This window comes from Sneathiella sp. (assembly GCF_036960985.1).
In the GTDB taxonomy this organism is placed as follows: Bacteria; Pseudomonadota; Alphaproteobacteria; order Sneathiellales; family Sneathiellaceae; genus Sneathiella.
Genome location: NZ_JBALWD010000016.1, coordinates 1 through 21545, shown reverse-complemented (window position 1 = coordinate 21545; position 21545 = coordinate 1). Strand labels below are relative to the sequence as shown.

21 protein-coding genes are annotated in these 21545 nt (G+C 47.8%); 6 read left to right on the top strand and 15 right to left on the bottom strand.

Going from position 1 to position 21545, the window contains the following annotated elements; genetic code table 11:
- Positions 1–15: 15 nt before the first annotated feature.
- The 5 genes from V7723_RS10970 to V7723_RS10950 all read right to left on the bottom strand — a co-directional run bounded on the left by V7723_RS10970 (position 16) and on the right by V7723_RS10950 (position 5056).
- A complete protein-coding gene (locus V7723_RS10970) occupies positions 16–711 on the bottom strand; it encodes an ABC transporter ATP-binding protein (RefSeq protein WP_335684511.1) in 696 nt (231 codons plus the stop codon).
- Complete coding sequence (locus tag V7723_RS10965; RefSeq protein ID WP_335684510.1) at positions 711–1463, bottom strand: ABC transporter ATP-binding protein; 753 nt, start codon at positions 1461–1463, stop codon at positions 711–713. The genes V7723_RS10970 and V7723_RS10965 overlap by 1 nt, the downstream gene beginning before the upstream one ends.
- Positions 1460–2758 carry a branched-chain amino acid ABC transporter permease gene (locus V7723_RS10960; protein ID WP_335684509.1) on the bottom strand — a complete coding sequence of 433 codons (1299 nt, stop codon included), beginning with the start codon at positions 2756–2758 and terminating at the stop codon, positions 1460–1462. The genes V7723_RS10965 and V7723_RS10960 overlap by 4 nt, the downstream gene beginning before the upstream one ends.
- Positions 2755–3705, bottom strand: a complete 951-nt coding sequence (locus V7723_RS10955; protein WP_335684508.1) for a branched-chain amino acid ABC transporter permease — start codon at positions 3703–3705, stop codon at positions 2755–2757. The genes V7723_RS10960 and V7723_RS10955 overlap by 4 nt, the downstream gene beginning before the upstream one ends.
- Positions 3706–3817: 112 nt before the next feature.
- Positions 3818–5056: a branched-chain amino acid ABC transporter substrate-binding protein gene (locus V7723_RS10950; protein WP_443024217.1), complete on the bottom strand. Its 1239-nt coding sequence runs from the start codon at positions 5054–5056 to the stop codon at positions 3818–3820.
- Between the two features lie 475 nt (positions 5057–5531).
- Here V7723_RS10950 and V7723_RS10945 point away from each other — a divergent pair, with 475 nt between their 5' ends.
- Positions 5532–5942 (top strand): YbaN family protein, encoded by a 411-nt coding sequence (locus V7723_RS10945; RefSeq protein ID WP_335684506.1) that lies wholly within the window; start codon positions 5532–5534, stop codon positions 5940–5942.
- A gap of 124 nt (positions 5943–6066) precedes the next feature.
- Here V7723_RS10945 and V7723_RS10940 read toward each other — a convergent pair whose 3' ends face one another.
- A complete protein-coding gene (locus V7723_RS10940) occupies positions 6067–7452 on the bottom strand; it encodes an aminotransferase-like domain-containing protein (protein ID WP_335684505.1) in 1386 nt (461 codons plus the stop codon).
- A gap of 102 nt (positions 7453–7554) precedes the next feature.
- Between V7723_RS10940 and V7723_RS10935 the strand changes: the two genes are divergently transcribed.
- Positions 7555–8181, top strand: coding sequence for a LysE family translocator (locus V7723_RS10935; RefSeq protein WP_335684504.1), 627 nt, complete (start codon positions 7555–7557; stop codon positions 8179–8181).
- Here V7723_RS10935 and V7723_RS10930 read toward each other — a convergent pair.
- Both V7723_RS10930 and V7723_RS10925 read right to left on the bottom strand, forming a co-directional pair.
- Positions 8178–9992, bottom strand: coding sequence for a sensor histidine kinase (locus tag V7723_RS10930; RefSeq protein ID WP_335684503.1), 1815 nt, complete (start codon positions 9990–9992; stop codon positions 8178–8180). The two genes, V7723_RS10935 and V7723_RS10930, sit on opposite strands and share 4 nt — an antisense overlap.
- A 10-nt stretch (positions 9993–10002) precedes the next feature.
- Entirely contained in the window at positions 10003–11022 is a 1020-nt protein-coding gene (locus V7723_RS10925) for a TAXI family TRAP transporter solute-binding subunit (protein ID WP_335684502.1), read from the bottom strand.
- 247 nt (positions 11023–11269) lie between these two features.
- Here V7723_RS10925 and V7723_RS10920 point away from each other — a divergent pair, with 247 nt between their 5' ends.
- The 3 genes from V7723_RS10920 to V7723_RS10910 are packed head-to-tail and all read left to right on the top strand — an operon-like array spanning position 11270 to position 13181.
- The gene (locus V7723_RS10920) at positions 11270–12133 is read left to right on the top strand and encodes an alpha/beta hydrolase (RefSeq protein ID WP_335684501.1); all 864 of its coding nucleotides are present in this window, start codon (positions 11270–11272) and stop codon (positions 12131–12133) included.
- 25 nt (positions 12134–12158) lie between these two features.
- Positions 12159–12545 carry a nuclear transport factor 2 family protein gene (locus V7723_RS10915; RefSeq protein WP_335684500.1) on the top strand — a complete coding sequence of 129 codons (387 nt, stop codon included), beginning with the start codon at positions 12159–12161 and terminating at the stop codon, positions 12543–12545.
- A gap of 3 nt (positions 12546–12548) precedes the next feature.
- Positions 12549–13181 (top strand): LysE family translocator, encoded by a 633-nt coding sequence (locus V7723_RS10910; RefSeq protein WP_335684499.1) that lies wholly within the window; start codon positions 12549–12551, stop codon positions 13179–13181.
- Positions 13182–13186: 5 nt separating this feature from the next.
- On the opposite strand, the gene V7723_RS10905 is transcribed toward V7723_RS10910, so the two are convergent.
- From V7723_RS10905 to V7723_RS10890, 4 genes are read right to left on the bottom strand one after another with little or no spacing between them, the layout of a single operon-like run.
- A complete protein-coding gene (locus tag V7723_RS10905; RefSeq protein WP_335684498.1) occupies positions 13187–13444 on the bottom strand; it encodes a hypothetical protein in 258 nt (85 codons plus the stop codon).
- 32 nt (positions 13445–13476) lie between these two features.
- Positions 13477–13929 (bottom strand): hypothetical protein, encoded by a 453-nt coding sequence (locus V7723_RS10900; protein WP_335684497.1) that lies wholly within the window; start codon positions 13927–13929, stop codon positions 13477–13479.
- A gap of 45 nt (positions 13930–13974) precedes the next feature.
- Positions 13975–14385, bottom strand: coding sequence for a VOC family protein (locus V7723_RS10895; RefSeq protein WP_335684496.1), 411 nt, complete (start codon positions 14383–14385; stop codon positions 13975–13977).
- A 23-nt stretch (positions 14386–14408) separates the two neighbouring features.
- Positions 14409–15032, bottom strand: coding sequence for a GDSL-type esterase/lipase family protein (locus V7723_RS10890; RefSeq protein WP_335684495.1), 624 nt, complete (start codon positions 15030–15032; stop codon positions 14409–14411).
- 138 nt (positions 15033–15170) lie between these two features.
- Here V7723_RS10890 and V7723_RS10885 point away from each other — a divergent pair, with 138 nt between their 5' ends.
- On the top strand, positions 15171–15611 hold the full coding sequence (locus V7723_RS10885; RefSeq protein WP_335684494.1) for a lipocalin-like domain-containing protein: 441 nt from the start codon (positions 15171–15173) through the stop codon (positions 15609–15611).
- A 7-nt stretch (positions 15612–15618) separates the two neighbouring features.
- Here the strand turns inward: V7723_RS10885 and V7723_RS10880 are convergent, their stop codons facing one another.
- The 3 genes from V7723_RS10880 to V7723_RS10870 all read right to left on the bottom strand — a co-directional run.
- Positions 15619–16410, bottom strand: a complete 792-nt coding sequence (locus tag V7723_RS10880) for an enoyl-CoA hydratase-related protein (protein WP_335684493.1) — start codon at positions 16408–16410, stop codon at positions 15619–15621.
- A 103-nt stretch (positions 16411–16513) separates the two neighbouring features.
- Entirely contained in the window at positions 16514–17077 is a 564-nt protein-coding gene (locus V7723_RS10875) for an RT0821/Lpp0805 family surface protein (protein ID WP_335684492.1), read from the bottom strand.
- Positions 17078–17226: 149 nt separating this feature from the next.
- Positions 17227–21545, bottom strand: a 4319-nt coding sequence (locus V7723_RS10870; protein WP_335684491.1) for a translocation/assembly module TamB domain-containing protein, incomplete at its 5' end; no start/stop codon positions are given.

Sequence of the window (21545 nt, the reverse complement as noted above, 5' to 3'; positions counted from 1 at the left end):
CAAAGAATGACTTCTTTATACTTCCAGCCACTCCTTGCGGATCTGGTCGTTGGCTTTCAACTCGTCGGGCGTTCCTTCATATACCATATGGCCATGCCCCATCACATACAAACGATGAGATATTCGCATGGCAATTGCAAGTTTCTGCTCGACGAGAAGAATTGAGACACCCCGATTGGCGATTTCAGCCAACAGGTCACCGACCTGGGCAACAATTTTCGGCGCGAGACCTTCAGTCGGCTCATCAATCATCACCAGATCCGGATCGCCCATCAAGGTGCGGCACATGGTCAACATCTGCTGCTCCCCGCCCGAAAGAACACCGGCATCGACATCGGCCCTCTCGCGAAGGTTAGGAAACATCTTGAACATGTCTTCCATGGCCCACCGGCCTTGTTTTTTCATGTCTTTGACGCCCATGAGAAGATTCTGGCGGACCGTCATCCCTGGAAACACATCTCGGTTCTCCGGTACATATCCGAGGCCGCGATGAGCAATCTCATGCTCCTTCAGGCCGGCGATTTCTTCGCCTTTATATTTAATGGAACCATGCGGCGGCACTTCGCCCATGATCGATTTGATTGTCGTTGACCGGCCCACACCGTTACGGCCCAACAAAGAAACAATCTCACCCTCACCCACCGTAAAATTCACGCCTTGCAGAATGTGGCTTTTTCCATAATAGGCATGTAAATCAAGTACTTCTAGCATCAGTCCTCTGCCTCCGCGCCAAGATAGGCTTCTTGCACAGCTTTACTATTTCTTATGTTTTCTGGTGTGTCACAGGCGATAATTTCGCCATACACCAATACGGAGATCCGGTCGGCCACGTCAAACACAACCCCCATGTCATGCTCCACCATCACCAGCGTCTTGCCCTCGGTAATTTTGCGGATTAATTCAATGGCTTGATCAGTTTCTGAGTGGCTCATACCGGCCGTTGGTTCATCGAGCATAATGACGTCGGCACCACCCGCCGCGGAAATACCAATTTCCAGCGCCCGTTGCTCCGCATAAGTCAGAACACCGGCCGGAATATGTTGGCGGGACGTGAGGCCGATTTCCTCGATTACCTGCAAGGTTTTATTGTTGAGGTCATGTTCCCGATCCACCAGATGCCAGAAAGAATATTTATAATTCTTCGACCACATCAATCCACAGCGGACATTCTCAAACACACTCATGTTTGGAAATATATTGGTGACCTGGAAGCTGCGCGAAAGCCCTTTACGATAAATCTCGTAAGGTGGCAGATTGCTGATATCCTCACCATGCAGATGTACCGAACCACCACTCAGATTATACCGGCCGCTAATCAGGTGAAAAAGGGTCGATTTTCCAGCACCGTTTGGTCCAATAATCGCATGACGCTCGCCTTTTTCGATTTGCAAATCCACACCGCGGATAATTTCGGTAGGACCAAAACTCTTGCGCAGGTTTCGAAGCTCGATTGCCGTACTCATGACGAGGCTCCTCCCGTATCAGCATTTGGATCGTTTGCCGTATCCCAGGCATCTCTAAACTGACTCACTTGTGTTTTCACCAGATATCCGCCAACTACTGCCAACAGGAAAATAACCACCCACGGCATGATCGAATGGGTATCAAACTCAATGCCCATCAGGCTCATCATGGTCTCATCCACAGGTGCACTTCGTACGTGATGGATCATCTCCAGGAAACCGGCGACCCCGGCCATAAAGGAAATTGTCGGAATACCAATGCGAAGATATGGCACTAACAAAGTTCCCAAGCGGTTCATCTTGAACGCCGGCGTATGCATCATCATGATACCGGTTAGTCCATGCGGCGCGTACATCACCGTCAGCAGGAACAAGACGCCCACATAGAGCTGCCAGATATCCGTATAGTTGCTCAAGATACTTTGCAGCAAGGTGAAAACCACGGCCCCGATAATCGGTCCGATAAAGAAGCCAACACCGCCGATGAAAGCCATCAACAGAACAACGCCGGATGTCAAGGCGTTCAAGTTTTCTTCTGTGACGATTTCAAAGTTAATAGCAAATAACCCACCCGCGATACCCGCGAAGAACCCGGAAATGCAGAAGGAGACAAATCTGACTTTTCGTTGGCTATAACCGACAAACTCGGCCCGCTCCGCATTGTCACGGACGGCATTGGCCATGCGTCCGGCCGGTGTTCGCGAAAACAGATACATCAGGAAAACCGAGACGAAGACCCAGGCGGCTATCAGGTAATATACTTGAACATCCTGGGCGAAATCAAAGCCAAACAGCGGCGGGCCCATTGTCCGGTCGCCGCTTACGCCCTCCTCGCCACCAAAGAAGGCAACGAAGATGAGCGAACTGGCTGCCATTAGCTCACCAACTCCTAGAGATATCATGGCGAAAACGGTTCCGGCTTTCCGGGTCGAGAAGCTGCCGATGATGATGGCAAAAACCAATCCGATCAGACCACCAAATATTGGGAGCAACCACATGGGAAAGAAGAAAGTACCATCTTCTATGTAGTTCATGAAATGCACGGACATAAAACCACCTAGTCCAAAATACACTGCATGACCAAAAGAGAGCATACCACCTTGCCCAAGCAACATATTATAGGACAAGGCAAAAATGATAAAAATACCCATCAAATTCATGGTGTATAAGCCGATGTTTGAAGAGAAAACATACGGCATCACCATAAGCATGACGAAAAACCCGATCCAGACAGCGTAACGTTTTACGAACGGCACTGATTTTTCAGCAGTCGCTGTTTTTGCTATTTCACTCATGTCTCACGGTTCCCAAACAAGCCGGTCGGTCGGAATATCAGGACCAGAACCAGAAGGAGATACGGCAGGATTGGTGCAATCTGCGGCAATGAGAGTGACCATAAATCGCGCAATGCACTGTCTGCATCAAACGATATGTTCAAGGCGGTCAAAAGGTCATTCACTGAATAATCAAGGGCAATGGCAAATGTTTGCAACAAGCCAATTATCAAGGAGGCAACGAAAGCACCGGTCAGGGACCCAAGACCGCCAATTACCACGATCACAAAAACAATGCTGCCAAGTACAACGGCCATACCAGGGAAAGTTCCCAGCGCTGGCCCGGCAATCACGCCGGCAACACCTGCAAGCGCACAGCCAACTCCAAACACGCCCATGAAGACCAGCGGCACATTATGGCCGAGCATCGCCGTCATATTCGGCTTATGAATTGCGGCCTGGATGATCAAACCGACACGTGACTTAGTCAGGATCAACAACAGCATGATAAAGATAGAGATGGAAATTAGCAGCATAAATGCTTTGTACGCCGGAAAGTTTTGCCCGAAGAACGTAAAGAGCGGAAATTGCAGGACTTCTGGCTCGAGATACGCTTTTGTATCTTTACCCCAAATGAATTGCACCACTTCTTCAATAAGGAAGGCAAGACCAAAGGTGAAAATAAGCTCCGCCACATGCCCCCACCGATGGACATAGCGAAGGCCGTATCGCTCAACGACGGCGCCAATAAGGCCGACCAATATCGGAGCGACAATGAGGCCCACCCAGAACCCCAAATATATACTGATAGTATACGCCAGATACGCGCCAAGCATATAGAAGCTGGCATGCGCGAAATTCAAGACGCCCATCATCGAGAAAATAAGGGTTAGACCACTTGCGAGCATGAACAGCAGTAGTCCCGTGACAATCCCATTTAACAGGGAAAAGAAGATCAATTCAAACATTGGTTGAATCTCTTAATTACACACATTCTTGGAAACCAGATCTTACGCCCGGCTGAGAAATGCTGGCCGGAAACATCCGACCAGCACTATTAGACTTGCAACAGCGTCCCGTTTAGCTAGGACGTTCCATTTTACAAGTTGATGGCAAAGATGAATCAGCAGCTGTAATTGTTGATTCTGTTACCAAACCATATCCTGAGTTATCTGCATCAAACGTAACGTTTTCGTCCGTATGAACAGAAATCCGAATTGGCTGGATTGCCTGATGGTCTTCAGCCCGCATGGTCATTTTATCACCATTCAACGTTGTGAATTCCATACCTTCAAGAGCTCTGGCAACGGCTACTGGATCAGTTGTCCCTGCTGTTTCCATCGCACCTGCCAGCATGCCAATTGTGTTGGCAATCCGGTACTGTGTGATGTCCATGTCAGGATACTTAGCTTTAAAGCCAGTGTAATATGCCGTGATCTCTTCATTCAAAGGAGGATTGTCATTTCCTTCGTGAACAAGACGGATTTTGTTTTTACCAGAGGCACCAATGGTTTTTGTAATACCATTTTTAGCCGCATAATAAGTGTAAATTGGCACATCAAGTCCGGTGTCGCCAATGGCTTTACCCAGACCAACCATGTCCGCACCCCAGTTACCTGTAATAACCGCATCCGCGCCAGAGGCCCGAATTTTCGTTGCATAGGGTGTAAAGTCTTTCACTTTACCGATTGGGTGAAGTTCGTTCCCGACGATTTCGATGTCAGGGCGTTTCTCTCCGAGGAATTTAACCGCCGCTGCAGCAACCGCTTTACCGAAGGAGTAATCCTGTCCAATCAAGTAGATTTTCTTGATCCCGTCTTCTTGCGCAATAACGTCCGTCAATGCATTCATCTTGATATCGGCATTGGCGTCGAAACGGAAATGCCAGAAGTTGCATTTTGCATTGGTCAATGCAGGATCAACCGCGGAATAGTTCAGGAAAAGAACCGGCTTATCTGGATTCCGTTTATTGTGCTTTTTAATCGCATCCGTCAGTGCATTTGCAACACCGGAGCTGTTTCCTTGCGCAATATACTGGATGCCTTCACCGATTGCCCGTTTCAGCTGAATGAGGCTTTCTTTGGGGCTAATTTTATTATCAAAAGGCACGATAACGAATTGTTGTCCGCCCAAAACGCCGCCTTTGGCATTTACAAGTGTATCAGCAGCAAATTCGAATTCTCTCAGGCCATTTGTTCCTGTTGCGGCAAACGGTCCGGAAAGCGGATCAATAAAGGCGATCTTGATTGTATCAGCCGCTTGCGCGCTGAAAGCCGAGATTGCCGATACGACGGCACTGGCCAAAATAATGGATTTAATTTTCAATTTTTCCTCCCTTAAGGAAATTAAAGACGTCCCAATGTATGTCCGGTTCTTTGTTTTTACTTTATTAGATCCCGACAATGTTGCAGTGAAGGCGCTTAAATGCATTCTTGCAGTCTTCATGAAAGCCCAGAACACAGGTGAGATCAAACAAAAAATTGCGATTTTGAGTCAAATTTCCGTATTTTGGTCTCGCAAAATGCCAAAAATACTAACCTGTCCCACCCTGCTTAAAAAATAGGCAAAATAGTCAAATATTATAACGGTTTAGGTCCGCACAGTAGGGTAAACGAAGGCTTTTGACTAAATTGAAAGCTGTCAAACCGGTCGCTATTTCTCAAAAATACCTTTGAAAGACAAAAAAAGCGGTTTTTTTCAACATGTCTTCATTGTTTAAGGTATATCCTTCACAAGCTGGATTTTACCCCGGACATTGACAATCCCGATTCTCGAATTAATGGCAATAAATTTAATGATGCAACCAAGCAAGAGGATACTCCTACTTCTAGTCGGCTGGTTTTTCGTTGCCGTCGGAGCCATCGGAATTTTTCTGCCTGTCCTGCCAACAACGCCGTTTTTACTCATTTCTCTTTGGGCATTCTCGCAAAGTTCTGAACGGTTCCATGATTGGCTTTATAACCACAAGGTTTTTGGTCCGCCGCTTCAAGATTGGTCTAAATACGGCGTCATCCCACTTCGCGCAAAAATTGTCGCCGTCGGAACCATGACAGTTAGTGCAATATTGGTCATCGCTTTTTCCAGCACGCCTTGGTATGGACTTGTCGCCATGCTCGCCCTTATGGGATTTGGAGCTGGATTTGTACTAACCCGCCCCAGCAAGCCTCGCCCCGACATGTTGCCGTCGGAAGATCAAAACTCATAGAAACATGTTTAGGGCGTGTTATTTTCTGAACTTCGGCCAGTAATAAAGAACGCTGGGAACCAGCAAAATCACGAGAACCCAATTTCAATAAAGATCCAACTCGTCATTGGTACAAAATCTTGATTTAAATGACCATAACCGGAGATGTTTGTTCGGCCAACAAGGTCGCCAGACGTTTCAACGCTTTTTCAAGACGCTGCTCGTCGGGTTCCGACATCAGGCAGACCCGGATATGATTGACGGAGACGGTTTTGGACATGGCAAAGCTATCGCCGGCAATAATAACGATATTTTCTCGCCGCGCCGAAGCAACAAACTCGGCCATATTCTGATCTGCAGGGAGTTCAACCCACAAATGCGGCAACGGCGACCGTTTTGCATGATGCACATGTGCGATCCAGGGTGCGAGAATATCTATCGCCCGACGTTCCCGGCGCCAACATGTTTTCACCAAGTCCACCGCTTGCGCGTCAACGATCCCGCCTTGCAGGAAGAAATTCGACATGTCCAGAGTAATGGCCGACGTCATCCAGTTGATGGCTGTGACTTTTGTTGCCAATCGCGGCACAAGATTAGGCGGGGCAACGATGTACCCAACCCGCAAGCCGGGGCTGAACACCTTGGACAAGCTCGTAATATACAAGGCCCGTTCCGGATCGAGGTCTATGTAAGCTGGCGGAAAGACATCCTGCAGCGGCGCATAAACCGCATCCTCGACAATCAGGACATTGTGAGCCCGGGCAATCTCAAGGATTTCTAACCGACGTTCCAGCGGTTGCGTTGTGCCGGTTGGATTATGGCCGGTCGGCATCGTCACCAGCAACTTGACCGATCCGCGTTTGCAGATTGCCTCGAATTCTTCGGGGATAAGGCCAAAATTATCCATGGCAATGGGCGTCAGCCGTAAATCAAGTTCGTAAGCCGCCGCCCGGATGCCTGGATATCCAAAGGCTTCTGTCGCCACCACGTCACCCGGATTAGCCAATGTGGCCATGGCCGTGTATAGACCCGGCTGAGCGCCCTGTGTAATAATGATATTCTCCGGATCGACCTTCTCGATTTGTTTGCCTATCCAGCTCGCGGCAATGACCCGATCACGGGGGCGACCGCGGCTGTCGAAATACTCCAGATACTGGGTTGGTTCATTGCCCATGGACAGCCGCAGAAAGGCGTCGCGCATACGGGCATCCGTATCTTTGTGATAGTAACTGTTCTTGGACAGATTGACGATACCGCGTTGGCCATCGACCCAGCTTTCTCGCGGAAAAAACACGCCTTTGCCAATAGCCGCTTCATCGGCCTCTGTACCATAAATAAAAGTACCCTGCCCGACTTTGCCATAGGTATATCCGCGCCGCTCCAATTCCCCATACGCCCGGCTGGCAGTGCCAACGCTACACTTATAGTCATAGGCCAGATCGCGATGACTGGGCAGCCGGTCTCCTGCCTTCAATTTTCCCTGCTTAATAAGGTCGACAAGGGTTTCGGCAATCTCTTCAAATTTTCGCATAACAGCCTTAAAATTGTCACTGTGACAATATTGGAATTGACTGGGACAATTTTATGACAATATTGAGACAATGTAAATTGTCCTATTTCAGAAAGAAGCCCGATGGAACTCGGAAAAATTGCTCTGATTGCCATGTTCGCAGTCTCCATGGTCGGCTCGCCAGGACCGGTCAATATGGCCTTGATGGCGTCCGGGGCCAGTTTTGGCTACCGTCGTTCTCTACCCTTTCTGGTGGGAAGTATTTCAGGGTTTCTGTTGGTCTGCCTTGCCGTCGCGCTTGGACTAGGATCGCTTTTTATAACCTTCCCCACCCTACAGATTGTCTTCTTGTTCGCGTCGGTTTTATATATCATTTACTTGGCCTATAAAGTGGCAACTGCCAACCCGCACGTGGAAGACAGATCCAGTCATCCGGGCTATTTGGCGGGTGTCATTTTACACCCTCTCAATCCGAAGGCCTGGGTCACCATCATCGCGGCTTATTCCCAGTTCGTCTCCCCCTCCGCGAGTTACGTGGGGCAAATCGCAACGATCATGATCATTTTTGCGGCGGTCAGTTTTCCGCTTAATTCAATTTGGTGTTATGGCGGGAATGTCTTACGGCGATTGGTCAAATCGACGAAAGCCTTACGCATCATCAACGTAACCTTGGCTATCTTGATGGTTGTTGCGGTCGGATTGGCTTTGCTGCAAGCGGACATTCTAAAAGATTTTTGGCGTGTGGGTTAGACAGCCGCTGCCAAGCGGACCGTGCGCTCGGGTGGAAAGTGAATACTGCATTCCGTTCCGACATCGACTTCGCTTTCCAAGGTGAACTTGCCACCATGCACTTCGACCAACATCTGAACTAACGTCAACCCGAGACCCGTTCCATCGTTGTTGCGGGCATAGGTGGTTTGAACCTGCCCGAAACGATCAAGAACCCGGGGAATGTCTTTCTTCGCGATGCCGATACCTGTGTCGGTCACGCGCAAGGTTATTCCGCCGCCGTCCCCGATCTCTGCGGCAACCGTGACGGATCCACCCTTGTCGGTGAATTTGATTGCGTTCGAGGCTATATTTACAAGGATCTGCTTTATGCGTGTTTCATCTCCCAGGAAGCCTGGCATATCTGACGGAATATCGGAGCTCAATTTGACGCCGGCGTCGAAGGCCCGCACGGAGAGCATGCGAATACAAGAGGTAACCGTTGCCGACAGATCCATATTTCTTTCGGACAGATTGAGTTGCCCCGCCTCAATCTTGGCAACATCGAGAACATCGTTGATCACATCCAACAAATGCTTACCGGCTGCATGAATATCATTTGAGTAGTCTTTATAGTTTGCATGTCCCAAAGGCCCGAAAGCTTCAGACTGCAAAATTTCCGAAAACCCAATTACGGCATTCAGCGGTGTTCGAAGTTCATGACTCATGTTTGCCAGAAATTCGGACTTGGCACGATTAGCCAGTTCGGCCAATTCTTTGGCTTTGCGTAAATTCAGTTCTGCGCGCACCCGCGCATTCATATCCGTCAAGGTTCCTTCGACATGCAACAAGGCGCCTTTTTTATCATAAACGGCATGGGCGTTAAGCGCCCCCCAAATAAACGATCCATCTTTACGCCGCCACTGATAGATTTCGTCAATTAGATATTGACCCTTGGTCAGCAGCATCAGGTGTTTTTCAGCGACCTCGACATCCAGATAAATTTCGTCGATGAAAGATTTAACATTCTCCACCATCTCCGACGATGAACTATAGCCAAGCATAGTGGCCATAGCGGGATTAGTATCGATAAACGTGCCATTCATATTTACCTGAAAAATACCTTCGGTCGCATTCTCGTAAATACGTCGATGTTTTAGCTCACTTCTTTCCAGCTCGCGGCTGGCCAACCACCTATTGTAGATATAGTAAGTCAGGACTGTTGCAAGTCCGGCTAGAAGGAATAGAACAAGGATCATAATGCCGCGAAACGCATTGATCTTTTCCGCTTGCATCGCCAATAGATTTGAGGCTGTTTCCGTTACTTGATTGTGTAAATTTTCAGCTTCATCAATTGCGGCGCGCGATCGGACTGAAGCCGTTTCAAGCACGACCAATGCTTCAGGCGGCAAGCCACTGATCCCCTTTTCAAGCCAGTTTTGAACATCAAATGTTGCCGGCTGTATGACCGCATAGATTGCCGCCGTGCCGATAAGGTTATCAAAACCGAACTGGATACGTTCTTTTTCCAAAGCAGCGTGTACCTGTTGGATTTTTTTCCGTGCAAGATCGATATATTCCATCCGCTTTTGACCTTCAGCAAGCTGGGCCAAGACCAGGGCATTATTGGCGACGGCGAACTGATCAATTATGTCGTCGACCGCTTGCTCCTGAGCCACAATCTGTAACGGAACGGATTCCTCGATTTTCGACAACGTAACTTGTACGTAAGTAATCGTCGCTATCACAAACAATGACAGGCAAAAAATACCCGCAACATAGGCATTGTTCCATTCAGGAATATTTTTAGATTCGATTTTTTCGTTGAGCTTTGAAAGCCAGGCTTTAATCATTAATCTGGCCCTAATTCCGCAATATTTTTTCGTTCAAAAGCCCAGTTTCCTCATAATATTTTCGAGCTCCCGGGTGCAACGGCACGCTCATTGACTGAAACGCGGTCTCAAGAGAAATTTTTGATAATTTAGGATGTCCCCCAAATTTTTTGAAATCCGGTAAACTCTCCCAGAATTTTCTGGTGATTTTGTAGGCCCGTTCCGTGCTAACATTTTTATTTACAACCCACAAGGCGCCAACACCTAGCGTTTGCACATCATCGATATTTTGATATGTCCCGGCCGGTATGATTTGCTCAGAAAAGAACTCATTGTCACGTGTAATTCTCGAAGCAGCATCACCGTCAATATCTATCAAGGAGATTTGAGTGTCATTGCTCAAATCGGTAATGGCTTTCGACGGAAACCCTGCGATCACAAAAAACGCATCCAGTTGATCAGCCTTCATTTTCTTTATGGCTTCCGATGCCTTGACATATTGAACATCCATATCCGCCTCGGAAACACCGTATGCATTCAAAATAATGCGCGTATCGACAAGGGTTCCAGATCCTGGATCGTCAAGTGACACACGTTTTCCGACCAAGTCATAAATCGATTTAATACCTGAATCTTGACGCACGGCCAGATGGATACTTTCTGTATACAGACTGGCAAAAGCCATAATGTTTGTGTTTGGCACTTCTCCGTTATAGAAACCGGTTCCAGTCCGTGCCCAATGAGCTATATCTGATTGCGAAAAACCACTTTCGATTTGGCCTGATTGGATACCTGCGATATTTGCAACAGATCCATTAGAGGCCTGCCCTACAGCCAGTAAACCAGAGACACCACAGGGTATATCGCCACATTCTTTTTTGTCGAGAGGATTTGAAATCATCGTCGCTATCGCCTGACCGACTGGATAATATGTCCCACTGATCCCGCCTGTTCCAATTCGAAAGATATTGCTTTCAACAGCCAAAGCTCCTGTCATCATAAACGTTACTGCAAGAAAAATTCCCGCACCGATGACTGATTTTGAACGCATATTACTTTCCCAACTTTGACGAGCTCTGAAGTCCGAACTGCCTTTGATTTTTCAGGTGATCTCTTATTCGCAACCAAAGATAGTGGGTTTGAGTTAATGAGGCCTTAATCGCCGACAATAAAACGTAGCGTAAACAACAAGATTTAAATCCTGAAAATAATGTCAAAATGGTAGATTTGCGAAATTGCCTCCGCTCCAATAAATATGCAATACTATAATTAATCCTCAAACCAATAAAGAGAATATAATGGGATATGATAATCTCAATAAGGACGAAATAGAAGCCCTAAACGTGCAGTACCTACCGAGCCGTACGGTTTCCAACATGGCAGATTATAAGGAGAATGCCGGTATCCGGAGTGCGCGGGCACGCGAGGAAGGCCTCGGCCATATTGATGTCGTCTATGGATCCTCAAGTCTGCAAACTGTCGACATTTTTCCAGCCGCAGCCACCGGGGCCCCGGTTTTCATTTTTATCCATGGTGGTTATTGGCGCGGCTGGGACAAGGCATTGTACAGTGAGATTGCGCCCGTATTTAACAACGCCGGCGCGACGGTTGTTCTACCAAATTATGACTTATGTCCCGCCGTCACGATACCGGATATTGTCGACCAGATGCGGCAGGCACTGAAATGGATCTACGAGAATATTTCCGACTATAACGGAGATCCTGACTTACTGTTTCTGTCCGGCCACTCCGCTGGCGGCCATTTGACCGGCATGATGATGGCAACGGACTGGGCGGAACAGTACGGAATGCCCGCCAATTTATTAAAGGGTGCCTCTCCGTTAAGTGGCCTGTTCGATATTATGCCGCACAGATATACTGATTTGCAGGACGATATTCATTTAACGAAAGAAGAGGCATTGGCCAACAGCCCGCAAAACCTGGAACTGCACTGCGCCTGTCCGGTTATTTGCGCGGTCGGCGGCGGGGAATCGGGCTCTTTTTTGCGCCAGTCGCAGGATTTCACGGAAAAATGCAGAAAGGCCGAGCTCTCTTGTGAGTATATGGCGCTGCGCACGGATAACCATTTTGACATAACAAACAGGCTACATGATCCAGACGACCCGCTGGTCCTGGCAATTCTGCGCCAAATGGGATTGTAGCCTACAGCAACCAGAGGAGAAAACCATGAGCACTACAACTTTACAGAGCCGTGCGGAACTTTCAGATCTAGCAGACCGTTTTGTCGACGCGTTTAACCGGCAAAGCATGGCGGACGTCATGAGTTTTTTTTCCGATCATGCTGTTTACAAAGATGCCTACGGAAAATCCCATGAGGGGAAAACAGCGATTTCCAAAGCTTTTGAACCCGTCCTTGACGGCAGTATCGGCAAAATCCTCTTTGCCGGTGACGACCGGTTTATCGATGAAGAAACTGGAAAGGTTATGGACAGCTGGACCTTACATATGTTTCACGGCGAGGGGGCCGACAAGGAAAAAACCATGATGGGCCTTGATCTTTTACATTTCGAAAACGGCAAGCTGGTTCGTAAAATAACTTACAAACGGGGATAGTCTATGGATCCCTTCGTTGTCTTATTAAGTATCTTCGGGATTTTCCTCCCGGCTTTGATGCTCCCCGGTCCGGATTTCGTTGCGGTTGTTCGTTCGTCGATTAAGGGCGGCACGCGCGCCGGGCTGATGACAACGTTAGGCGTGTCTTTGGGACTGTTGGCCTACGCTGGATTAAGCCTGCTTGGATTGTCAGCTATCCTGGTGCAGTATGAATGGCTCGCCTGGTCCATTCGTATTCTCGGCGCAAGCTACCTGATCTATTTGGGTTTGCGGCTGTTATTTGCAAAACCAGTTCAGATTGATATTTCGGAGCCGGAGAAGAAACCGGCTTCAAACCCCTTTTTCTTTGGATTTCTCGTTACGCTCACCAACCCCAAAGCGATTGTTATATTTAGCAGCGTTTTCGCGACGGCCGTTACATCGGAAACACCTGTCTGGTTATTGATGCTGATCATTGGATTGGTATTTACGTCCGCGCTATGTTGGTATGCCATTGTCAGTTTGTTCATGTCGTCGAAGCCTGTTGTCGAACGCTTCGCAAAAACCAGCCATTGGATTGAGCGCGCCGCCGGAATCTGTTTTATCGGAATTGGAGGGAAACTCCTTACCGATACACGAAACCCTCTTTATCCTTAGTTGTTTCATGTGAGCCTTTTGCGGATTAGCCGGCAAATAACCCACAAAATAATCAGATTTAAGAACGGGGAGCCTACTGCCACAGGCAAGAGCATCGCGTCAGGAACTTCAATTAAAGACCATGGCAGACCAAGAGGTATGAGGAATATTCCTGCCAACGGACCCGTATCCTGTCCGAACCAACCATAGGTACCAATCAAAAACAAGCCGAGCGCAACGGCATACAGGATCGCAAACGTGATTACCAAAAATCGGCAGGCCATTAATTTCCTTCCGCGATGAATTTGTCAATTAATCACTGGGCGTCAACACTGTAAAATCCGTCTTCAGTCCAGACTTCGGCGCGCACGCATTTCCGAAGATTTGTGCCGCCGCATTCGGAACCATGTACGTCCAACAATAATACCTTAAAATTGGCCCATTCTACGACCTTCCAGCCTTTTGCCAGATAAGCATAGCTTTTATCCCCAACAATGACCCAAAGACTGCAGCCTCCCGTTCCGCAATACATTGAGGCGGCCGTAGAACAGCGAAATTCATGCGCGTCAATGATTGTGTCTGGGACGCCGTCCCCTGTTAAGTCGATCCTTGGGATAGCCTTGCGTGTCATCGCCATCACGCCATTTTCAAAGCTGCTGCAATCTTTACGCGCTTGCTCCATGACTTTTTGTTCGGCGGTCTCAGCGGCGGCCATCGCGGCTATTCCCATCCCAACACCCACAATCAACGCGCCTATAAGCCGGTTCATCTTGATCTTCCTCTATTGCTATTGTCTGGGCGAAACGAAAACGCGCTAATTTCCGGACGATGGCCCTTTCAGTTCGACGACATTTCCTTCCGGGTCCGTCAGGTAAAGGGACGGCCCGTTTCCTTCCGCGCCGTATCTTTGTTGAACTTCTCCGGGGTCAACGCCTTTCCCCCGCAGGAAAGATTTCAACTCTTCCGCATCAAAAGGCTCGATAGACAGGCAAAAATGATCCAGATTACGGCCTTCTTTGCCGGGTGCCGCCCCGCCCATACGTCCTATGTTTCCGTCGATTGGCACAAGGTCAATGAGGCTACCGCCCGCTCTTAGTTGATACAGTCCCGCCTGTTCGTTGGTTTTTTCCAGCTTACATCCAAGTATCTCAATATAGAAATCCATCATTTGCTGAATATCGGTGACCCGCAATACCAGATGGTCTAGGTGTTTTATTGCAAACATTGCCCTCTTCCTTGTCTCTGACTCTAAGTGATAAGTGTTTTCCAAGCCGGCCAATCTGCAATTTTTTCGGCCACCAATTGATATCCGTCACCGCCCGGATGCAGCCCGTCCCCTTCCTTCAAAGAGTGGCCATAGAGGTCACTTTCCATGAGGTCGGGGAAAATCGATAAGTAGGGTACCGAATGCATTTCACAGAGGCCTTGGTAAATTGTATTCGTTTCTTCTATATCTTCATTTCGAAAATCCAATTCAAGCCCGGACACTTCTGAATGGTAAGGCATTTTTGGCGTATAGACTGGAAAGGGTCCGATAACAATTAGGGGCGCGATCGCTTCTAAATCATTTAATAACGTCTCAAAAGTTTGAATAACACGACGGATCGGAGTCCGGGAGAGACCTTGATGGCGCGCAATATCATTCATCCCGCTGCAAAAAACGATACCGCCCTGATCCGAATCCAAGATACGTGCCGCGCACTCGGCAGCCGCGCGCCGACGGATTTCGCCAAGCAATTGTCCGCTTACACCCAAATTATACGGAGCAATTTTATCCCGAAGAGGTGCACTCAGGCGGCCCGGCCAACCTTGCCCTGTTTCGTCCCCCTGTCCTTCGGTTGTTGAAGCGCCGACAAAACATATTCGTTTCATTTGTTCACATAGCCTTCAAGTTCATCATGATATTTGACCAATAATGGTTCGCCTAAAAAAGACTACTAGGTCGTGGAATGAACAACAAGTGATCGTCAATACAAACGGGTTTCACCGCTCCGCGACACCTGATAGAATATGAAAAACAATACAGGGGTATATGCGACCATGATGACCGTTGATGAGTTAATAGGCAGTTGGACCTTAGTAACCTGGACTTCAGTCAAAAATGGCAAGCCTGACGGGTATCCCATGGGCGAGAACGCCAAAGGCCAGATCATTTACTCGGCAGATGGCCGCATGTCCGGATTCCTTATGAGGGCGGATTTTGAGAGCGCGCCCCATGGCGCATCCGCAACCGCAGACACCAGCCTTGCTTATGGTGGCACCTACCATTTGGAAGGAGATCGCGTCAGCCATGACGTTATTGTCTCAACAATTGCTCATTGGATTGGTCATCCACTGGTCAGAACTATGGAGAAGCAAGGGAAAGACCTATTGCTTAAAACCAAGCCGGAGACGACAAAGTCCGGAAATATTTACGAACATCATCTGCTCTGGCGGCGGGTCACCAGCTGAACGCTGACTATCTTCCTTTCCAGTTGGGCTTGCGTTTTTCAGCAAAGGCTTTAGGTCCTTCCAACGTGTCCTCTGCATTACGCCAGGTACTGAATGCAGGATAGTTCGCTTGTCCGGCCATCGCAGCTTCCAGACTTGTTTCGTCCAAGCCTCGCATGACAGTTTCTTTCGACGCCCGGATAGCTAAAGGGGCAGATCGAAGGATGGACTTACACCAACGCTCTATCGCATCTTCCAGATTTTCCTGGGCAACGACTTCATTTACGAACCCCAGGCTTTCACCTTTTACCGCGTCAACACTATCTGCACTGAGAATCAAACCCATTGCCTGCTTAAGGCCAATTTGCCGGGCTAATCGATGCATACCACCGCCTATAGCAACCGCACCGACTAAAGGTTCGGGCAAACCAAATCGTGCATTTTCCGTGGCAATTATAATGTCACATGCCAAGGCAATCTCAAAACCACCACCGAGGGCGACACCATTGACCGCAGCAATGACCGGCTTGTCGAGGTCATAGCGTTCGATCAATCCGGCATAACCGTTTTTCGGGTAAACATGCCGTTTAAGCCCATCACTTTCCGCGATTGCTTTCAAATCACTGCCCGCGCAGAAAGCGCGATCACCTCGGCCGGTTATAACGCATATATATTGATCTGTGTCCGCGGCAAAGTCATCCAACGCCGCTTGCATTTCAGCATGCATCGGTTTGTTGATGGCATTCATAACCTCTGGCCGATCGAGGGTGATCCGGGTCACATGCTCAGCTGTCGAAACGGAAATAAACTCATAACTCATCGAAGGTCCCCTTTTTGTCATATGCGTTGCATATGTATTTTTTGACCTCGACCAGTATAATTCTCAAATGCACAAAGGCACTAAAGAATTTCTATTTAGTCCCTCAGTTTTTGATTTTCCAGGTGCCGTCTTCCTGACGGCAAGCTCTACCGTATGTGGTTTGTATCTGACCATTAACGTCAGATTGAGCTGTGTATTCCCGGCAATACTCACCGTTATCTTCCTGGTAGGTTTTACTCGGGCTTACCTCATATATTGCACCATTTCGCGGATTATTCCAGACGATATCCTGGCCATCTTCCCCGTGCTCAAGCACTTGGCCAATACAGTTTTGGTCGATTTCATCCATGGATCGGCCGATACTGCCGCCGATCAAATAACCGATTATGGCACCGCCAGCAACGCCGACCAGCTGACCGCTCCCCTTACCTACTTGGGAACCGGCGACGCCGCCAATAGTTGCACCAAGTACGCTTCCAAGGAGTTCCCTATTGCAATCTCCCCTGCCGATACCAAACGGCACCGCGGGAGGTACGGCATAGTGCGTTTTCTTTCCTTTGTGCTTTTGTTTATTCTTGCCTTTTTGCTTTCCGTGATACCCCCAAGCTGGCGCCCAAGGCGGAGGATCGGCAAATGCAGGTGCAATTCCGACAAACATATACATCATTGCCACACCTGCGAGAACATACGTTTTCGAGTTTAAAAAAGATCTGCGCGCCCATAAAAACCAATACATAAAACCCCCAAAATTTACTTAGCCATATCCGAGACTAGTAATGAATTAAGTCTAAACTCAGGCGACTTGCAGTCGAAAGATCAGTAATCCCATTTCCAGAAAATGCCCACACGACTATCTGATGTTTGTCCCATCTCCGTTTCGAGGGACAGATTGGGAGTGAGATCGATTTGAACTTTTGCCCGAGTGCTTCCGGCCTCTGCCCCTTGATCCACACCAACATACACGTTGTCATTGACGTATTTTCCGACGCTGACTTCGGCAGCACCTGTATCAGCATTCGTACCAGCACTGAGAACATCTACACCCAAAGTATTACGTACAAATCCTGTGATTCCACCGCCAGAGCCGAAGCTACCCGAAAGTGTCGCCAAAGTCTCCGCAAGTTGGACCGCTTCAAGGGCCGTAAGCCCGCCAGATGCTTTCCCAAACAATATCTGAGAAATTACTTCGTCCTCTGGCAGCCCTTCATCTGAGGAAAAGCTAATTTCAGGATCCGATGCGGGTCCTTCAATTGTCACCGTTGCCGTAATATTCGGGTTCTCGTATTTGCCAGACAGCGACAGCTCCGGATCGAGATTGTTGCCTCCCAAGAGCGCGATTTCACCTTCTTGTAAAACAAAGCTCTTTCCAGCGAAAACAAACTGACCGCGGATGGGGCTGATATAACCTTCTATCACCGGTTTTTCCGCCGTTCCGGTAATTTTGAATTTTCCTTCCCATTCAGAATCCAGTCCGCGCCCCCGAATAAAAACCCGCCGCGGCATATCCAAATCAATGGCGAGTAGAATGTTTCTGTCTAAATCCGTCTTGTCCAAAAGGGACTCCTCAGCAACACCCTTACGGTTTACCTCGGTCACTTTTAAATTTACGACGGTCGGTGCAACTTCGCCCCCGATATCAATCTCCACATTGCTTGTGGTCATCTTTCCAACCACATTTAGAGCGGCCAATGTGCCCTTTATTTCGATATCAGCATCAGTCGTCACTTGAAGTTCTTCCAAATTCAATGCTTTTAGATCAGTTACTAAAAGCGACAAATCGAGCTCAGGATTATCAACGGCAGAGATATTGATGCTCCCAGTCGACGCCACCGTTCCTTTTCGCCCATCCGTAGCTTTCAGGTCTACGGCGATGGTATTTGTATCCTTCACGTCTAATTCGAGAACTATATTGCTCAAAACAGTCCCGTATTCCGTATGCTCATAACTGCCATTCTTCAAAGTGGCGACCCCGTTCAATACAGGGTCTGAAAGCGTACCTCGCAAATCCGCTTCTGCGGTAAATATTCCTGTGGCACGTTGAGTATCTAATGAAAGAATTGGCCATAACGCTTTGATATTGCTGTCTGCCGTTATTTTAATATTAACTGGTTTATCGTAATTTATGTGTGTTTTAAAGGGCGTAAATGTTGCCGTAATGGGAAGAATTCCAGATATTTCAAACGCCGTCTTTTCCAATCCTGTAATATCGCTCACAAATTCAATCTTACCTTCCGCAATCGTGCCTTTTAAATGGCTGGAAAAGACAGGAGTGTCTGGATATTCCTCAGCTCCTACTTGAATTTCTGTTGCGGCAAAAGAAAATGTGCCCGTACTACCTTTTTCCTGAATGGAAACCTGGGCGTCGCCGTCCAGACGGCCTGCAATTTGCACCTCCGGATTCAACAGCTCTAGTATATCTAAAGGTAATGCGACGACACTCAATTTGCCTGTCGCCGAACTGTCCGTGATGACGGCGGCGCCATTTAGCGTTCCCTCGCCTATTGCTACGGCAAATCTTTCGATGTCGATATTGTACTTGTCCTGTTTAAGCAGCAAAGGATCGACAAGCGCAATTTTTTTATCGCCAAATTCGCCGTCTAAACGAGCTAGCGAAAACTCAGCGATATTATTTTTACGGGAGAAAGCCCCGCCGCCCTCCAACTCCAATTTTGGCTCTATTCGGTTTTCCAATTTAAAATCATAGATCATATCTGAGACTTTACCGTCGATGGATACAACAGCGTTTTCCAATTCAGATTTATCAACAGAGAGACGATTTATCTCCAACGTTGCTTTCACAGCTGGATCGGCGAAATTTCCGGAAGTCTTCCCTTTCAGCTGTGCCCCGTCAATTGAAACGGAATAATGCGGTAGAGTCAAAGTCGACGAGGTGGCATCAAATGCGAGGCCTTGCTCTCCATTTAGGTTTTCCAGTACTGCCTCTATTTTCAGACTACCAGATATCTCTTCATCTATCAGGGCCGCAACGGTGGCCAATTCGGGAAGTAAAATCTCAAGTTGACCGGTGAGCGGTGAGCCATTCAAGGGGATATTCAGGACACCCGACATCTTATTGTCGTTATCAGCGATCGAAATTTGATCGAAGCTTAAGTGTTCAAAGTTTGTAACACGCACATTGCTTGAGAAATTGATATTGAGGTTTTCCGGATCAATCACCCCTGCAATATCCCCTGTAGGAGCTGAAAGAATGTCCTTGAATGTATAATTTGCCTTGGTATCCCCTATCACGACTTCTTCGGCCTGAAGGTTCTTAATTTCAAGGTTTCCGGTGACCCTCGGGTTATCTATTTCACCCTTGAAATCGGCGGTAATTGTTCCGGCTCCCAACAGGTGTGCGTTTGTAAGAGGATCAAGGCGGGACAGCTCTGGCACGGATACCACCAGTTTTGCCAAAACAGTTTCAAAAGTGACGGGAAATTCGGCTTCTCCGGCAATTACGCCAACCGGTAACTGCGCCTCAATATCAGAGACGTTAAGGATATCATTTTTAAGCCCAATCTTCGCTGTCGCGGAAGCCGAAGAACCGATCAGATCATTCAGCGTTTGATCCTGCAAATCTAGTTCTGTTGCCTGTAGGCCGACTTTTGCTGCAAACCGCTGCTCCGGAACCATCCCTTTGAGATCGATTGTTGCCGCTAGATTACCGGTTACAGGCAATAGTTTGGAAAGGTCTTGGATTTTAATATCTGCCGTCGCGTCAGCTGTCCCGTTGGTCATAAAATAATGCCCACGTCCAGCAGCCGAAATATTTTCTCCGGCTATTTTTAAATCCGCCATATCAACTTTTTGATTCGTACGCTCAAAAACGCCAGAAAAATCAATATCCACGGCATTCCCAAAAAGCGCTTCAATCTCAGGGGGCAGCATTGAAATCCCGGCAATAGCCGCAGATCCACTTACAGGAATTTCCTCCAATTCTAGTATGTTAAAATTAGAGGAAAAGGTACCCGTTGCTTCATTCGCGGCTATTTCATCATTATAGGCCGCGTTACCAACCTGAACAATAGCATCCAGTGTTACTTCCCTAAAAGTACCATCAATCTTCAAATCAACAACAGCGCTTTCCATAGATGCAGGTGCGATGATCTTGTTGAGCGCGGATGGATCTCTCAACGTGGATTTAAGGTCTCCTTTGAGCGTATCATTTGCAAAATCTACCTCACCATTAACCGCAATAGACAAGTTAGTGTTTTCTATTCGAGAGGAATTAATCAGGATCTTGTCTGCTGTTGTATCCCAGGCAATAGCAGCTTCTACGCCAATGTAAGAACCATCTACCATGGGTAAGGAAGTTGTCATATCTTCCGCAAGAATGCCGCCCCCTTGCACATCGATTTCTATTCGCGTTTCACCACGCGTACTAATTGCCAGATCACTTTCAAACACCTTATCGGCATTCATACGAAATTGGCCGCGCCAAGCATTGAGCGCGCCATCGCCAAATAACGAAGCCGTCAATTCTGGATACCCTGGTAAATCCAATGTACGGGCAATCAATCCGCCTTGTGGTTCCCGCATTTGCACATCGATAGCCAATGTCCGAAATTCAGGGTGGTATGAAAAGAGCCCTTCCACAGATCCTGTGTTGCCATCAAGACGTGAGATTTTTATTTCGCTATAAATAGCGTCATTCACTTGCGTATTAAGTTCTAGAGATAGATTTAGTTGCGCTGCGCGCCCGAGAACCGGTTCTTCTAGTGTTATTTTTTCTATGTTTAATTGATCAAGCTCGATTGAAACAGGCAAGGAGAAAGAAGAGAAAGTATCCTGTTCAGGTGCATCGGTTCCAGAGGCCGGTCGGCGATTTACTTTAAACGATTGCAGTGACACATCTTGTATTTCCAACTTGCCTGTCAATAAACCCAATGGCGACCAGGATATTTTTAGATTTTCTGCAGCTGCCCAATTACCTTTTGAATCCGAAAAAGAAATTGAAGATATGTCAAAATCAGAAAATAGATTTCCGCTAAGGTCGCCAAGCGATACGGATATACCAGCTGGATCATGAACCAGGGACTCAATTTGTCGGACAGCAAATTGTCGACCTTGATCTGTCTGGATAAATAAATAGACGCTCGTTGCAACCACCAGAATTATCGCAGAGAAAATTGCCA

Bases quoted from the DNA above. Each gene is read 5' to 3' on its own strand.
- V7723_RS10970 (WP_335684511.1), bottom strand. From the start codon at position 711: ATGCTAGAAGTACTTGATTTACATGCCTATTATGGAAAAAGCCACATT.
- V7723_RS10965 (WP_335684510.1), bottom strand. From the start codon at position 1,463: ATGAGTACGGCAATCGAGCTTCGAAACCTGCGCAAGAGTTTTGGTCCT.
- V7723_RS10960 (WP_335684509.1), bottom strand. From the start codon at position 2,758: ATGAGTGAAATAGCAAAAACAGCGACTGCTGAAAAATCAGTGCCGTTC.
- V7723_RS10955 (WP_335684508.1), bottom strand. From the start codon at position 3,705: ATGTTTGAATTGATCTTCTTTTCCCTGTTAAATGGGATTGTCACGGGA.
- V7723_RS10945 (WP_335684506.1), top strand. From the start codon at position 5,532: ATGATGCAACCAAGCAAGAGGATACTCCTACTTCTAGTCGGCTGGTTT.
- V7723_RS10940 (WP_335684505.1), bottom strand. From the start codon at position 7,452: ATGCGAAAATTTGAAGAGATTGCCGAAACCCTTGTCGACCTTATTAAG.
- V7723_RS10935 (WP_335684504.1), top strand. From the start codon at position 7,555: ATGGAACTCGGAAAAATTGCTCTGATTGCCATGTTCGCAGTCTCCATG.
- V7723_RS10930 (WP_335684503.1), bottom strand. From the start codon at position 9,992: ATGATTAAAGCCTGGCTTTCAAAGCTCAACGAAAAAATCGAATCTAAA.
- V7723_RS10925 (WP_335684502.1), bottom strand. From the start codon at position 11,022: ATGCGTTCAAAATCAGTCATCGGTGCGGGAATTTTTCTTGCAGTAACG.
- V7723_RS10920 (WP_335684501.1), top strand. From the start codon at position 11,270: ATGGGATATGATAATCTCAATAAGGACGAAATAGAAGCCCTAAACGTG.
- V7723_RS10915 (WP_335684500.1), top strand. From the start codon at position 12,159: ATGAGCACTACAACTTTACAGAGCCGTGCGGAACTTTCAGATCTAGCA.
- V7723_RS10910 (WP_335684499.1), top strand. From the start codon at position 12,549: ATGGATCCCTTCGTTGTCTTATTAAGTATCTTCGGGATTTTCCTCCCG.
- V7723_RS10905 (WP_335684498.1), bottom strand. From the start codon at position 13,444: ATGGCCTGCCGATTTTTGGTAATCACGTTTGCGATCCTGTATGCCGTT.
- V7723_RS10900 (WP_335684497.1), bottom strand. From the start codon at position 13,929: ATGAACCGGCTTATAGGCGCGTTGATTGTGGGTGTTGGGATGGGAATA.
- V7723_RS10895 (WP_335684496.1), bottom strand. From the start codon at position 14,385: ATGTTTGCAATAAAACACCTAGACCATCTGGTATTGCGGGTCACCGAT.
- V7723_RS10890 (WP_335684495.1), bottom strand. From the start codon at position 15,032: ATGAAACGAATATGTTTTGTCGGCGCTTCAACAACCGAAGGACAGGGG.
- V7723_RS10885 (WP_335684494.1), top strand. From the start codon at position 15,171: ATGAAAAACAATACAGGGGTATATGCGACCATGATGACCGTTGATGAG.
- V7723_RS10880 (WP_335684493.1), bottom strand. From the start codon at position 16,410: ATGAGTTATGAGTTTATTTCCGTTTCGACAGCTGAGCATGTGACCCGG.
- V7723_RS10875 (WP_335684492.1), bottom strand. From the start codon at position 17,077: ATGATGTATATGTTTGTCGGAATTGCACCTGCATTTGCCGATCCTCCG.